The 14,334-nt window shown below is 66.1% G+C and carries 13 protein-coding genes; 7 read left to right on the top strand and 6 right to left on the bottom strand.

The features are described from left to right. Positions 1 to 95 precede the first annotated feature (95 nt). Positions 96 to 1,625, top strand: coding sequence for an FAD-dependent oxidoreductase (locus tag OHQ90_RS26625; protein WP_328401957.1), 1,530 nt, complete (start codon positions 96 to 98; stop codon positions 1,623 to 1,625). Between the two features lie 53 nt (positions 1,626 to 1,678). Here OHQ90_RS26625 and OHQ90_RS26620 read toward each other — a convergent pair whose 3' ends face one another. From OHQ90_RS26620 to OHQ90_RS26605, 4 genes are all read right to left on the bottom strand, one after another. Continuing rightward, on the bottom strand, positions 1,679 to 2,050 hold the full coding sequence (locus OHQ90_RS26620) for a hypothetical protein (RefSeq protein ID WP_328401955.1): 372 nt from the start codon (positions 2,048 to 2,050) through the stop codon (positions 1,679 to 1,681). Between the two features lie 21 nt (positions 2,051 to 2,071). After that, the gene (locus tag OHQ90_RS26615; RefSeq protein WP_328401953.1) at positions 2,072 to 2,533 is read right to left on the bottom strand and encodes a roadblock/LC7 domain-containing protein; all 462 of its coding nucleotides are present in this window, start codon (positions 2,531 to 2,533) and stop codon (positions 2,072 to 2,074) included. Positions 2,534 to 2,635: 102 nt separating this feature from the next. Then, entirely contained in the window at positions 2,636 to 3,025 is a 390-nt protein-coding gene (locus OHQ90_RS26610) for a hypothetical protein (protein WP_328401951.1), read from the bottom strand. Positions 3,026 to 3,390: 365 nt separating this feature from the next. Continuing rightward, complete coding sequence (locus OHQ90_RS26605; protein ID WP_328401949.1) at positions 3,391 to 4,329, bottom strand: LLM class flavin-dependent oxidoreductase; 939 nt, start codon at positions 4,327 to 4,329, stop codon at positions 3,391 to 3,393. A gap of 179 nt (positions 4,330 to 4,508) precedes the next feature. Between OHQ90_RS26605 and OHQ90_RS26600 the strand changes: the two genes are divergently transcribed. The 3 genes from OHQ90_RS26600 to OHQ90_RS26590 all read left to right on the top strand — a co-directional run bounded on the left by OHQ90_RS26600 (position 4,509) and on the right by OHQ90_RS26590 (position 7,672). Next, the gene (locus OHQ90_RS26600) at positions 4,509 to 5,603 is read left to right on the top strand and encodes an LLM class flavin-dependent oxidoreductase (protein ID WP_328401947.1); all 1,095 of its coding nucleotides are present in this window, start codon (positions 4,509 to 4,511) and stop codon (positions 5,601 to 5,603) included. Continuing rightward, entirely contained in the window at positions 5,603 to 6,964 is a 1,362-nt protein-coding gene (locus OHQ90_RS26595) for an NtaA/DmoA family FMN-dependent monooxygenase (RefSeq protein ID WP_328401945.1), read from the top strand. Before OHQ90_RS26600 ends, OHQ90_RS26595 begins: the two co-directional genes overlap by 1 nt. A gap of 117 nt (positions 6,965 to 7,081) precedes the next feature. Further along, entirely contained in the window at positions 7,082 to 7,672 is a 591-nt protein-coding gene (locus OHQ90_RS26590; RefSeq protein ID WP_328401943.1) for an NADPH-dependent FMN reductase, read from the top strand. Between the two features lie 15 nt (positions 7,673 to 7,687). Here OHQ90_RS26590 and OHQ90_RS26585 read toward each other — a convergent pair whose 3' ends face one another. Both OHQ90_RS26585 and OHQ90_RS26580 read right to left on the bottom strand, forming a co-directional pair. Further along, entirely contained in the window at positions 7,688 to 8,902 is a 1,215-nt protein-coding gene (locus tag OHQ90_RS26585) for an FAD-dependent monooxygenase (RefSeq protein WP_328401941.1), read from the bottom strand. A 51-nt stretch (positions 8,903 to 8,953) separates the two neighbouring features. Continuing rightward, on the bottom strand, positions 8,954 to 12,100 hold the full coding sequence (locus OHQ90_RS26580) for a BTAD domain-containing putative transcriptional regulator (RefSeq protein WP_328401939.1): 3,147 nt from the start codon (positions 12,098 to 12,100) through the stop codon (positions 8,954 to 8,956). A 174-nt stretch (positions 12,101 to 12,274) separates the two neighbouring features. Between OHQ90_RS26580 and OHQ90_RS26575 the strand changes: the two genes are divergently transcribed. From OHQ90_RS26575 to hypB, 3 genes are all read left to right on the top strand, one after another. After that, positions 12,275 to 13,012, top strand: coding sequence for an SDR family oxidoreductase (locus OHQ90_RS26575; protein WP_328401937.1), 738 nt, complete (start codon positions 12,275 to 12,277; stop codon positions 13,010 to 13,012). A gap of 85 nt (positions 13,013 to 13,097) precedes the next feature. Next, complete coding sequence (gene hypA / locus OHQ90_RS26570) at positions 13,098 to 13,472, top strand: hydrogenase maturation nickel metallochaperone HypA (RefSeq protein ID WP_328413123.1); 375 nt, start codon at positions 13,098 to 13,100, stop codon at positions 13,470 to 13,472. Further along, entirely contained in the window at positions 13,430 to 14,251 is an 822-nt protein-coding gene (gene hypB, locus OHQ90_RS26565; protein ID WP_328401935.1) for a hydrogenase nickel incorporation protein HypB, read from the top strand. The genes hypA and hypB overlap by 43 nt, the downstream gene beginning before the upstream one ends. The last annotated feature ends 83 nt before the right edge of the window (positions 14,252 to 14,334 follow it).

Genomic DNA, 14,334 nt, shown 5'->3' with positions numbered 1-14,334 from the left:
GCAGCGTCGTGCCGCACCGCCGCCGCGATATCGACGCAAGCGGCACGCAAGAAGACGCAAGGTGGGCGCAATCAGGTCTCGGCACAGTGTGATTCATGAACGAGACATTCGATGTGGTGATCGCCGGAGCCGGGCCTGTCGGCTTGATGCTGGCCTGCGAATTGCGGCTGACCGGGGTCGATGTGCTGGTGGTCGAACGGCTGAACGAACCCGACATGACGCTCAAGGCCGGCGCTATCAATGTGCCGACGGCGCGAGCGCTCGCCCGGCGTGGCCTGCTGCCCGAGTTGGTCGAGCGGCAGGACGAGATGCTGGCGGTGATACGGAAGTTTCAGGCGCAGCGTGGTGGCACGGTGATCGGGACGACGAGTAAGCGGCCGGGCGCCGGTCATTTCGCCGGGGTATTCCTCGATGTCGAGGATATCGACTACGACGACGAGGAATTCGCTGATCTCGGTCCCGCCGCCGCGGTGTTTCTGGTGCCGCAGCAAAGCATCGAAGCAATCCTCGCCCGGCGTGCCGAGGAACTCGGTGTGGTGATTCGCCGCGGTGTCGAGTTGACCGGCTTCACCGACGCCGCCGATGCCGTCGTCATTCAGCTCGGCGATGCCGAGGTCCGCACGGCATGGCTGGTGGGTTGTGACGGTGGCCGCAGCCTCGTACGCAAGCTGGCGGGATTCGAATTTCCCGGCCTCGATCCCGAGATCACCGGTCATCAGGCGGTTGTGGAGATGACGGGCGCCGAAGCACTGGTGCCGGGTTGGAGCTCGACGCCTACGGGCATCTACGCCTACGGGCCGACGCCGGGTCGTTTCCTCACCGTGGAGATGGATGGGCCGCCCGCCGATCGCGACGCACCGATCACGGCGGACGAGCTACAGGCAAGTCTGCGCGCCGTCTCCGGAGTGCCGGTCGAAATCACGGCGGTGCACTCGGCTACCCGATTCACCGACAACACTCGGCAGGTCACCGACTACCGCCAGGGCCGGGTGCTGCTGGCCGGCGATGCCGCGCACGTGCATTCCCCGTTCGGCGGCCAGGGTCTCAACCTCGGCATCGGCGATGCCGTGAACTTGGGCTGGAAGCTCGCCGCCGTTGTGCGCGGCTGGGCGCCGGCAAACCTGCTGGACACCTACACCGCCGAGCGGCACCCGATCGGCGCCTGGGTGCTGGATTGGACCCGCGCGCAAGTCGCACTGATGCGGTTGGACCAGCGAAGCCGGACACTGCGCACCGTCTTCGCCGAACTATTGGCCACTACCGACGGGGCAACCACTGTCTTCAAGAACCTTTCGGGCGTTCGCCACCGCTACGACCTCGGCGGCGGCCACGCACTCACCGGAGCGCCCGCCCCCGATTTCGAACTGTCCGATGGCAGCCGCGTCGAAGACCATTTCGTGGACGGCGGCGCAATTCTGCTCGATCTCGCCGACTCCGCCGAACTCCGAAACCTGGTGGCCCCCTGGTCTTCCCGAGTCCGAGTCGTCACCGCAAAACCCACCCGTTCGCGCTCTCTCGCGGCGATGCTCATCCGCCCCGACGGCTACGTGGCATGGGCCGCGGACTCGACCGAGATCGACGGACTGTCGAGCGCAGTGACTCGCTGGTTCGGCGCGCCCGAATAGTAGGTCGGCGTTGCGCTTGCGGTGCCCGGGCCCGGGCACCGCAAACGAGCCGATCACACGTCGAGTTCTTCCTCGATACCCTTGAGGCGGTGTCGGGCCATCGCGAGGTTTGCCCGGCCTCGGTCCATGGCGAGGTAGAGGAAAAGGCCCTTGGACTTACGGCCGGTCATCGGCCGGATGATGTGGTACTGGCCCGAGAGCGTGATGAGGATGTCCTCGATACCGTCATTGAGCCCGAGCTGCTCCATGGTGCGCATCTTGGCGCGCACCACCTCGGTATTGCCCGCCGCCGCGACCTGCAGGTCCAGGGACTTGGAACTGCTGAGCATGCCGAGCGCCATGCCGCTGTTGTAGTCGACGACGGCGGCGCCGATCGCGCCGTCGATCACCATCATGTCTTTGAGCGCCAGATCCATGGTGGACATGTCTGTTCCTTTCAATCGGTATTAGTTGTCTTTGTCGAGTTCGTTCGACGTCGCCGCCAGCTGGTCGGCGATCGTGCGGGCCACCGGGCGCGACTCCAGATGGAGCCGGCCGACATTCACCTCGGGGCCCGCCAGCACCGTCAGCGAGGTCCAACCCGCCGCGTAGATCACCACATGCCCGTCGGTGCCGCGCACCACGACCTCGTGGAAACCACCGCCGTACGCGGTGGTGGCCAACCGGTGCGACAGCGACAGTTGTGCGGCGGCCATCGCGGCCATCGTGTCGGGCTCTATGTGCCGCGGCAGATCGTGGGCGACGAGCAGGCCGTCGTTGGATGCCACCAGCGAGCCGGTCAGCCGCGGGACGCGATCGCGTAGCGCTTGTAGTTGCGTGAGCACCACCGCATTCGGTTCGGGTCCTGGCATCGCCACCTTGGTCAACCTTCCCATCAGTTCGCCGAGTAGTTTCTTGCGCGCGGTCACGTCCGCTCCGCAGGACACGGCTCGGACTCCGGCAGTAACGCCAGGGTTTCCAACATCCCGGTGCGCCTTTCCTTCTCGAGCCGATGTGGTTGGACCGCGAGCTCAACGCTCATGACCGTCAGCTGCCAATTCGGCGAGAATGCCCTGGAGCCGAAATCGCGCCATCCCGAGATTTCCGGTGTCGTCGTCGAATAGCACGTGCACGAAGAGTTGACCATCGAAGTCGCCGTTCACCAGATTCAACAGGTGATATCCCCGGGTGCCGCACACAATGAGCTCGGTGATGGCGTCGTCACGGCCGGTGGCGAGCGCCGGGCAGTCGAGTACCGCTCGGACCACGTCGGTGGTGGCCGCGGCGTCCTCGTGCTCGTCCACCAGCGCGTGCCTGCCGCTTGCGGCGATCGCCAGGCCGCTCGCGCCGTCCACGAACGTCACGCTGCGCGCACCAGGAATGTTCATAATGCGTTGCACACAGCCGTCGATTCCGATCACGCGCCCCTGGCCTGTCCTGTGAGGGTTTCAGGATTCCAGACGGTACACACCGTCACGAGTGATGTACAGCAAATGTCAGGAGAATTCCGATCGGGCGAGCATTTCCCCCGGAAATGGCACAAGAATACCTCTCGGTATCAATACCTTTCGGTATCCTGCTGGATAAAAGACGTCGAATACCATTCGGTATCGATACCTTTCGGTTTCCGTCACTACGAGTAGCCGAATACCGTTCGGTACTAATAATTTCGATACGTAATCCCGCTACTGACGTCGGCGGCCACGCATCGATGATCATTGCCGAGTCGGTGGCGTTTCCGATCGGGTAGCCCGCGGCACCGATCCGGATCCCGGCGCGGCAACGGCTACGATGTCGGCGCGGTGTGCAGCGCAGGCAGGAGGGTGTCGGCTATCGCGTCCAGCTGATTGCGTGCGTCGAGCGAGCCGATGCGAAGCACCACATGTGTCGCACCGGCCTCGAAGTAGCGCCCGAGCCACTCGGCGCATTGATCGGCGGGGCCGCCGAAATATGCTTGTATCATGGACATTTCGTCCAGCGACCGCCGATAGTACTGGTGGACGTAACGGTCGAGCTCGGCGCGGGCCACTGCGGTGTTGTCGTTGATATTGATCGTGGCATAGAAACCGGCGGTGACCGTGCGGGTGGTCAGCTCTCGAATCGTGTCCCAGGCGCGGGCGTAGGCCGCCGGATCCGGCAGGAACGGCAGCCAGCCATCGTAGAGTCGGGCGACACGCTGTAGGACCCGTGGCGTGTCGCCACCTGCGAGCCAGAGCGGTGGCCCGGTGATGTCGTGGGCAGGCAGCGCGCGCGACAGGTCATCGAGATGCCAGTAGCGGCCGTCGAACCGGCCGCCGCCCGACCAACTCTGCCGCCAGATGGCCACTGTCTCGTCCAGCCGGCCGACCCGCTGTGCGAAAGGCGCTCCGACAGACTCGAATTCGGCCGCGCTCTCCGGCACCGGGAAACCGGCGCCGAGCCCAAGGACCAGTCGGCCGGCACTGAGCTGATCAACGGTGGCCGCAGTGTGTGCACCGAGCAGCGGGTGGCGCAGCGTCGCGGTGTAGGCGGCCGTGCCCAACCACACTCGCGACGTGCTCGCCGCGACGGCGCCGAGCACCGTGAGCGGTTCGGCCCTCGTGCGCGCCAACGGCGAATCGCCCACCCACACCGAGTCGAACCCGGCATGTTCGGCCGCCCGCGCGAAATCCACCAACCCGGCCGCATCATGCCGGCCGGTCATCGCCGTCTCCCGGCTCGGCAGCAGCACGCCGATTTTTGTCATACCGACCAGCCTTGTCCGCCGGTGGATCCGGGGCAATTACGTCGAAGGTAAAGAGTGCTCGCGTCACCGCGATCGAATTCGCCGCCGGGTGCGCGCCGGCTCGGTGCGGTCGCCGAGGGTTGCGATCACCACGACGCAAAACATGGCGGTGATGGACAAGTTTGACGATCGTCATACCTATGGCGGTGAGCAACGGCAGAAAAGTCTTCGCGTTGGGTGTCGAAGTGGACGGCGAGGGCTACCACCCGGCCGCATGGCGCCGAGCCACGCACGAACCCGATCGGTTCCTGACCGGCCACACGGTGCAGGCGCGCGTGGCAGCGGCCGAAAATGCCGGCTTCACGCTGGCGACCTTCGACGATTCGATCCTGGTACCGAGCGATCAACCCGCGGGGCGGATCGATGCTGTGACCCGCGCCTCTTTCGTTGCGGCGACGACCAGCACCCTGGGCCTTGTTCCCGCGGTGGCGACCACGTATGCGGAGCCGTTCCACACATCCTCGCAACTGGCCACTCTCGACTACACCTCGCGCGGTCGCGGCGGCTGGATCGCGACAACGATCGCCGACCCCGCCGCGGCGACGGCCTGGGGCCGACCGGCACGCACCGCCGAGGCGGAACTTGCTCAGGAACACCGTGATTCGATCGAGGTCGCGCGCCGCCTGTGGGATTCCTGGGAAGACGACGCGGTCGTTCGCGACTATGCGACAGGCAAATTCCTCGACCGCGACAAGCTGCATTACGTCGACTTCGTCGGCGAGAGCTTCTCGGTGAAGGGCCCCTCGATCGTGCCACGCCCGCCGCAGGGCCAAGTGGTTGTCTTCTCCAACGGCGCCGCCGAACCCGGGCAAGCGGATGTAGCACTGGTGTCGGGCGTGGATCTCGCCCAGACCCTCGCGGCCGCCGATCGAGCTCATGAGTCCGGTGCGCTGGTTTTCGTGGAACTCGATGTCGCCCTCGACCTTCCGCTGGCTTCTGCGGCGGAGCGGCTCGCCGATCTGGACCGCTACGCGACCGCGAAACATGCTGCTCGCCTACGATTCTCGGGCAAATCGAAGGATCTGATCGCGCTGCTGACCGAACTCGCCCACCACGTCGACGGCGTGCGCCTGCACCTGGCGGTCATCGATGAGGACCTACCGGTGCTCGCGCACTATGTTTTGCCCGCTCTGTTCCGATCCGGCCTGGCCCACCGTCCCGTGCCTGGTTCGACGCTGCGTGCCAACCTCGGACTTGCCCGGCCGGACAATCGATACGCGAAGGATCAGCACTGATGGCCGACGTTCCGTTCCCCGACGCACAGGTGCATTTCGGCGTCTTCTTCCAGGGCGTCAACCACTCCACCATCTGGTCGGACCCCACCAGCGGGTCCCAGATCGACTTCGAGACCTTCCGACGCACCATCACCACCGCCGAACGGGGACTCTTCGACGCCTTCTTCCTGGGCGAAGGTCTGCGCCTGCGCGAGCAGAACGGCAAGATCCTCGACCTGGACATCGCGGGCCGTCCCGACGCGATTGCCCAACTCGCGGCGCTGGCCGGAATCACCAGCCACATCGGGCTGGTCGCCACGCAGAACACCACCTACAACGAACCGGCGGACCTCTCGCGCCGCCTGTCCGGACTGGATCTGCTTTCGGGTGGACGCGCGGGCTGGAATGCAGTCACCACCGACAATGCCTGGACTGGCGAGAACTTCCGGCGCGGCGGATACCTTGACCACGCTCAGCGCTACGAGCGCGCGGGCGAATTCATCCGGATCGCCCGCGAACTGTGGGATGCCTGGTCGGACAACGCTATTGCGACCGCACGTGATGGCGCCGCCTGGCTGGAACCGGGCGCGGTGCGCACCGTGGCACGCGACAACGAACACTTCCAGGTCTCGATCACCCCGACACTGCCGCGCTCCGCGCAGGGGCATCCGGTCATCTTCCAGGCCGGCGATTCACCCGCCGGTCGCGAGTTCGCCGCCGCGCACGCCGATGTCATCTTCTCCAGGCACGGAACGCATTTCGATGCCGCGCTCGCGTTCGCCGACGACATCCGGGCCAGGCTGCGCACCGTCGGACGCCCCGACGACGACATCAAGATCCTGCCCGGCACCCAGATCGTATTGGCGGAGCGGGAATCCGAGGTCGAAGAGAAGGCCCGCTGGGTGCTGGAGAGCCAGTTCACCGGCCAGACCGCGCTGTCACTGGTCGGACAGGTGTGGGGCCGCGATCTCTCCGATCTCGATCCGGACGGTCCGCTGCCCGCGGAGGACCCGGTGCCCACCGTGATCTCGGGAGCCCGTGGCGCACAGCGCGACGGCCAGGACCCGGTGGCGATTGCCAGGCAGTGGCGGGCACTTGCCGAGGCGAAGAACCTGTCGCTGCGGCAGGTGGCAATCGAAACCTCGCAGCGATCCGGATTCCGGGGCACGCCCGGCCAGGTTGCCGACGAACTCACTCGCTGGGTCCGGTACGGCGCAACCCACGGCTTCAATATCTCGCCCTACCTGGTGCCGACCGGCCTCGACGAGATCGTCGACTGGTTGGTTCCCGAACTCCAGGAACGTGGTTCCTACCGCACCGGATACACCGGAACGACACTCCGCCATCATCTCGGCCTCCGCCCACCGCTGACCAGGCGCTGAGCCCGCCGGATTCGCCTCGGCCCGCGCGGGTGGTGTGCGGTGTGGTGGGCGTCGTTCGAGAGCCTCGGCTCGCTGCCGATTTGACCTCAACCTTCGTTGATGTTCGACGCTCTGTGTATGACCCCAACAGTTAGTCCGCTTCAGCTCGCCGTCATCGTCGGAAGCACCCGCTCCGGGCGATTCGGCCCGACCGTCGCCAAGTGGTTCGTCGAACTCGCCGCACAGCGCCAGGACCTCGGCATCGACCTCATCGACCTCGCGGACATACAGCTGCCGCCGCACATGTCCGACGACCCGGGTGAGCGGGGCGCGCGGGCTCTGGCGGAGATGGGTGCCCGCCTCGCGAACGCGGACGCGTTCGTCGTGGTGACACCGGAGTACAACCACAGCTATCCCGCGCCGCTGAAGAACGCGATCGATTGGCATTTCACCCAGTGGCAGGCGAAACCGATCGGATTTGTGTCCTATGGAGGCCTTTCGGGCGGTTTACGTGCTGTCGAACACCTGAAGCAGGTCTTTACGGAGCTGCACGCGGTCACTGTGCGTGACACCGTCAGCTTCCACGGTGCCGCACAGCGATTCGATGCTCTGGGCCTGCCGACCGAGCCCGCACCGAGCAAGGCCGCCGCTACCAAGCTGCTCGACCAACTTGTCTGGTTCGGCGAAGCCCTCCGATCGGCGAGGTCCGAGCGGCCCTATGTCGCTTGACCCGCGACGTTCGATTCAGTAGTCCTCGAGGGTGATGGCGTTGGCAGCGTGGTTGAGCGGCTTTATGATCGGGCGCAGTGCGAGGTCCTGCCACGGCAGGTAGCGCAGCATCCGCATCATGGTGGTCTGCATCCGAATGGCGCTCTTGCTGCCCGCCACCATTTGGCCGGCGTTGTTCCAGCCGAGGGTGAGGTTCAGCTCGACATAGTCGCGCATCTTTTCCTGGTACCTCGGAAAAGCGACGTGGTGGTCGCCTCCGGCCGAGTTCAGTTCCCCCGCAAGGACATACGCGCCAACCATGGCAAGGCTGGTGCCCTGGCCGGACAATGGCGACGGGCTGTAGGCGGCGTCGCCGACCAAGGCAACGCGCCGCAGCGACCACTGGTCGAGGCGGACCTGGCTGACCGAGTCGAAGTAGAAGTCCGGGGAGTGGGGCATCGCCTGCAGCAGCGTCGCGGTCTCCCACCCGCCGTCGGCGAACGTATCGGTGACCAGGCGCTGCTGTCCGGCGACATCCCGGCGGTCGGGCAGGGTTTTCGGTGTCGGAAAGACGAATTGGGCCTTCGCGGTCGACTGCTGGGTGCTGTAGACCTGCACCACTCTGCCCGGCGTGGGATAGATGAGCTCCCAGCGGTCCAGATCGAGGTGATTGGGCACGCTGAATACGCACGCGTGCATCCCGGTGTGGTGGACGAACTCGGTTTCGAGCCCGAACACCTGGCGCCGCACGGTCGAATGCAATCCGTCGGCACCGACAACCAGATCGAACACTCGCGTCGGGGCATGCTCGAAACTCACGTGCACCCCGTGCGGCACCTGGGCGATATCGGTGATCGAGTCCCCGAACAGATACTCGACCCCACTCTTGCTCGCGTCGAACATGATTCGGGCGAGATCACCGCGCAGTACCTCCTCCTCACCGGGGGCGCGCATGCCGATCAGGTCGGGGCCGAGTGTCGTGAGCGTCTTGCCCGACCGGTTCACCCACGCGCCGCCGCGCATCTGGGTGCTCGCTTTCCGGATCTCGGATAGCAGCCCCATCCGCTCGATGACATTCATTGCGACGCCACGCAGGTCGACCTTGTAGCCGCCCTCCCGAAGGGCAGGAGCTTGTTCGACGACGGTGACGGTAAACCCGTATCGGTGCAGCCAGTAGGCGAGGGCCGGGCCTGCGACGCCGGCGCCGGAGATCAAGACGGTCTTATTGGCGAAGCGCTGTGTCCTTGTCATATGGCAAGCGTCGGTGTCGGCGCTCACCGAACGCTCACCCTCTGCCGACCGTTACGCACCCGCCAGTTGCAGCACCTCATGACGGGCTAGAGCGCTGCCGCGCTGCCGGGCATCGAGGTACTGCTTCGGCCCGAGCAGACGCTCGGCTTCGGCGACAACCCGCGCGACATCGCGGTCGCCCGACGGTGGCGCACCGCGCAGGGCAGCTCCGGCGCCGAGCAGCAGGGCTGCGCGCTCAACGTCGCCTGCCAGCAGACAAGTATCGGCCAAGCCCTCCACCGCGCCCGCGGCGACGGGCAGGTTGCCGCTGGCCATGGCCGCGGCGAGACCGGCCAGGTGTGCCGACCTGGCCTGCTCCACGTCGCCGTGCGCCGCGGCGACCCAGCCCGATCCGATGAGGATCCGTGCCCGCGTCTCCTGTGCGCTGAACGAGATGTGCTCGCTCAGTTCGAGCGCCAGCGCGTACTCCCGGGCTGCCAGCGTGGAGTTGCCTTCGATCCGAGCGATATCGCCGAGTCCTCTGCGCGCGTTGGCGCGCATGCTCGGACATCCGACTGTGCGCGAAAACTCCTCGGCACGTTGGTAATCCGAGCGAGCCGCATCGAATGCGCCGCACCGGACCCTGGCATCTGCCCGGCGGTTGAGCAGGTCTGCGGTGTCCTCGACCGTGCCGAGCTGTTCGACCAGCGCGATGGCCTCATCCATCAACTCCACCGAGCGCGCAGGTTCGCCGCGACAGTCGGCGATCGCTGCCAGCTTGTCCAGCACGGTCGCGATCGCCCACCGGTCGCCGAGCGGGCGGAAACCATCCAGCGCGGACGTGAATTCGCGCTCCGCCGCCGACGGCTGTCCGGCGAAGACGAGTTCGAGCCCCTGTCCGACGCGCCGGAACGCCTGCGACCACCGATCGGCACCGAAGAGGGTGCGCTGTTGTTCGGCGGGCATGTCGATTTTGCCGCCGCCGATCATCAAGAGCAGCAAGAGATATGGTCGTTGCAACGGCCGGTCTTGGTTCGCGATCGCGGTCGCGGCGTGCGCGAGGTGGTCGCCGGGATCGCCGTGATCTTGGGCGGCGGTCGCGACGCACAGGGCGTATTCCTCAGCAGGAGTGTCGGAACCGAGCCGGTCCAACAGTTGGGTGGCCAGCGGCGCGGACTCGGCGCGCAGCCCGCGCAACCACCAGAACCATGATGACGCCGCGATGAGTCGTACAGCCAACTTCGCGTCGCCGGGGTCCGGCGGCGCATCGAGGTCGGAGACGGTTGCGCCCGCGCCGACGGCCCAGCGTAGGGCAGCGAGCAGATTGGCATGCTCGGCGGCGAGCCGGGCCAGGAATTCGAGTTGCTCGGGCCCGCGCAGCCGGAGGTCTGCGTGTTCGACCAATGCTACGAAGTACTCGGCGTGACGCCGGTTCAGCTGTGCGGTCTCACCGGCTTCGGCGAGCCGCTCCGCACAGAACTCGCGCACCGTCGCCAGCATGCGGTATCGGCCGGCGTCGACGTCGACCAAGGACTTGTCCACCAGACTCGCCAGCAGATCGCCGGCGTTCGATGAGCCGCACACGCGCTCGGCGTCGGTCAGCGTGGCGCCACCCGCGAATACCGTGAACCGCCGTGCGAGCGCTTGTTCGTCGACGTCGAGCATGTCCCAGCTCCACTGGACCACGGCGCGCAGCGTCTGGTGTCGCGGTGCGGCCGTGCGGCTGCCGCGTGATAGCAGCCGGAATCGTTGGGCCAGACGGGTTTCGATCTCTTCGAGAGAGAGCGTGCGCAGCCTGGCGGCGGCCAGTTCGATCGCCAGCGGCAGACCGTCGAGGTCCGCGCAGATCCGCCGAACCGGCCCGATGGTGCCCGCATCCACGACGAACCCTGGCCGCGTCGCTGCCGCGCGGTCGGCGAACAGCCGCACTGCGGGAGCGCCCGATGCCTCAGCAAGCTCCACATCTGGTGCAGGCACGGCCAATTGCCCAACTGGGAACACGGTTTCACCGGTGATATTCAGTGCTTCACGGCTGGTGGCCAGAATTCGGAGGCCGGGACAGGCCGTGAGTAGCCGATGAGCGAGCGCGGCGACGACGTCGATCACCTGCTCGCAGTTGTCCAGGATGATCAGCTGCGCACGGTCGGCGAGTGCGTCGAGGAGCCGGGATTCGGCGTCTGCCGGGCCGGAATCCGAAGGCAGCAGCCCTGTTTCGCGCACCCCGAATGCCCCGGCGATGGCCTGTACCACCTGCGCACCGTCGACCGACGGCGACAGATCGATAAAGCACACCTCGCCACGCGCGCGGGCACCGACCTCGATGGCGAGGCGGGTCTTACCGGTGCCGCCCGGACCGCTGAGGGTCACCAGTCGTTCCTGCGAGAGCAGGGCCGCCACTTCGTGGAGTTCACGGTCGCGACCGACGAAGCTGGTGAGCTGGGCGGGCATGCGACGCGCGATCGGGGTTGCCGCAGACTCGGCCCGCAGGATGGCCAGGTGTGCCGCCGTGAGCTCCGCGGCTGGTTCGGCGCCGAACTCGTCGGCGAGCAGCTGCCTGGCCTGTGTGTACACGGCAAACGCCTCGGCCTGCCGCCCGCCCGCATACAGCGCCCGCATCAGCAGTGCGACGGCTCGCTCACGCAGCGGGTCGGTGGCCAGCAACTCGGGCAACTCGGCCGCGACGGCACGGTGGTCGCCCAGCGCGAGCAGTGCCGCAGCGCGATCCTCCAGCACGGCGGCCCGTGCGTCGGCAAGGCGTGCAGCATGCGGCCGCGCGAATGGGGCGTCCACGACATCGGCGAGGGCCTCGCCGCGCCACAGGCTGAGCGCCTCGGTCAACAGCGTCGCCGCGGCGGCCGGATCCCCGGCAGCAAGCGCCCGCCGCCCGTGATCGGCCAAACAGCCGAAGCGGTGCGCGTCGACCAGCTCCGGGTCGACGGCGAGCCGATACCCCGTCGAACTGTGCTCGACGGTTGTGCCGGACGCCGTCACGTCACGCAATACACGTCGCAGCCGCGAAACCTGCGACTGCAGAGCGTGCGCCGCGTCTCCGGGCGGTTCTTCGCCGTACAACCCGTCGATCAGCCGTTCACGCCCGACGGCGTGTCCGGCATCCAGCAGCAGCAATGCCAACAGTGCGCGAACCTGCGGCCCCCCGACCACGCCCGGGCTACCGTCCTCGCGCCACACCTCGATCGGTCCCAGAATTCCGAAAAGCATCAGGTATCGCTCGAAATCGCAACTCTACCTGGGGTAACCATGCCGCAGAGTATGCCAGCACCGATCTCGGCGACACCAAGCGGTGAGTCGTCGGTGAGCAAGTGGTGAGCACCTCGGCCGAGGCTTGTCCCGAACCGTAATCCATCACTTCGGAAGTAGGGCTCGGGACTCGATATGTCGAATCTGCACGGTAGGACCGCACTGGTCACCGGGGCGTCGCGAGGCATCGGTCGGGCCGTCGCGATGCGATTGGCATCCGACGGCGCGAGCGTCATCGTCCACTACGACGGTAGCGAGTCAGCTGCCGCACAGACCATGGCCGATATCGAGGCCGGCGGCGGAAAGGCGTTCGCAGTGCGCGCCGCTCTCGGCACTCCGGACGGTGTCGACACCCTGTTCGCCGGTCTAGCGGCCGGACCGTTCGGCGAGCGGCTGGACATTCTGGTTATCAACGCGGGCGGTGGCGATTTTGGTGGCTCGATATCCCAGGTGGAGCCGGAGGAGTTCGATCGGCTTTTCGCGGTCAATGTGGCCGCCCCGTTCTTCATCCTCCAGCATGCGCTGTGCCTGCTCAACGACGGCGGTCGCATCGTCAACATCTTCTCGTGTGCGCCCCGCTCGGCTGCACCGTCGCAGGTGGCCTATGCAATGAGCAAGGGCGCCATCGACGTCCTCGGCAGAACCCTCGCCGTCGAACTCGGGCCGCGCGGGATAACGGTGAACACGGTCGCACCCCGAGCAACCGAGACCGACGGCACCGCAGCCATCCTGGATGCCACCGCGACGGTGGGTCCGATGACCGCGCCCGGCCGATCCGGCCGCCCCGCGGACATCGCCGATGTGGTTGCGTTTCTGGCCTCCGGCGATGCAAGCTGGATCTCGGCCGACAGCATCGACACCATACGTGTCTGAGACCCGCGACGGGACATCGAATGCCTGGAAGCGGCTGATGTGCAGGAGTAACGTTATCCGTCCACTCTCCGAGCGGGAGGCTTTCGTGCACGAAATGGCGATCACACAGAGTGTCATCGCCGCCGTGTGTGGACACGCGGCGGGACGGAAGGTGCACAGTGTCACCGTTGCGGTCGGTACGCTCTGTGCGGTGGTTCCCGACGCGATGCAGTTCTGCTTCGAACTAGCCGCCGAAGGCACGGTCGCGGAAGGGGCACGGCTCGAGATCGAGCCGGTACCGGGCCGGGCGAGCTGCCGGTCCTGCGGCGCGGACTTCGCGCTGACCGACCTGATCGTGTTGTGTCACTGCGGAAGTGCCGACGTCGATGTGATTTCCGGGCGGGAACTGCGAATCCGGTCGATGGAAGTGAGCGAAGAATGTGCGCAACCTGCGGATGTGGTAACGACACAACAGCCATGATCACCGTCCCACACGATCACGATCACGATCATCACCACGATCATGGCGACGGTCACGATCACCACCATGATCACGGCGCTGATCATGTACACCTACCGGTGACCGAAACGATCACCCTCGAGCAGAAGATCCTGGCGAAGAACGACCTGCTGGCTCGCCATAATCGTGAATGGCTCGAACAGCGAAATATCGTGGCGTTCAACATGACCAGCTCGCCGGGCGCGGGCAAGACAACACTTCTCGAGCGCACCATAAGAGAGCTCGGCGAGGTACCGATCGCCGTCATCGAGGGCGATCAGGAGACCCTGTTGGATGCCGAGCGCATCAAGGCGACCGGCTGCGCGGTGGTGCAGATCAATACCGGCGCCGGTTGCCATCTGGATGCCGACATGCTGCGGCGCGCATTTGATGCCCTATCGCCTGCACCGGGCACTCTGTTGTTCATCGAGAATGTCGGCAACCTGGTCTGCCCTGCGCTGTTCGATCTGGGTGAGCGCAGCAAGGTCGTCGTTATCTCGGTGACCGAGGGGACCGACAAGCCACTCAAGTACCCACATATGTTCGCGGCCGCAGGGCTTGTCATTGTCAACAAGACCGATCTGCTGCCCTATGTGGATTTCGATCTGGATAAATGTCGCGAATATGCCCGTTCGATCAACCCGGGCGTCGAAATGCTGCCGATGTCGGTGACCACCGGCGACGGCGTGGCGCGCTGGTACGACTGGCTTGCGAAGGAACGCGGTGCGGCCAGTCTTGATCATGTTGTCGAGCGAGCCTAAACTCTTGTGATCAGGGTCACATAGCGGTGACGTTCTTCAAAATGGGCGAGACCGTCACCCGGTGTCCGGACTTCGGAAGGTGG

Origin of the sequence: Nocardia sp. NBC_00403, from assembly GCF_036046055.1 — a bacterium.
Lineage (GTDB): Bacteria > Actinomycetota > Actinomycetes > Mycobacteriales > Mycobacteriaceae > Nocardia.
Note: the sequence above shows the minus strand (reverse complement) of the source record. Positions and strands in the feature narration are given on the sequence as shown.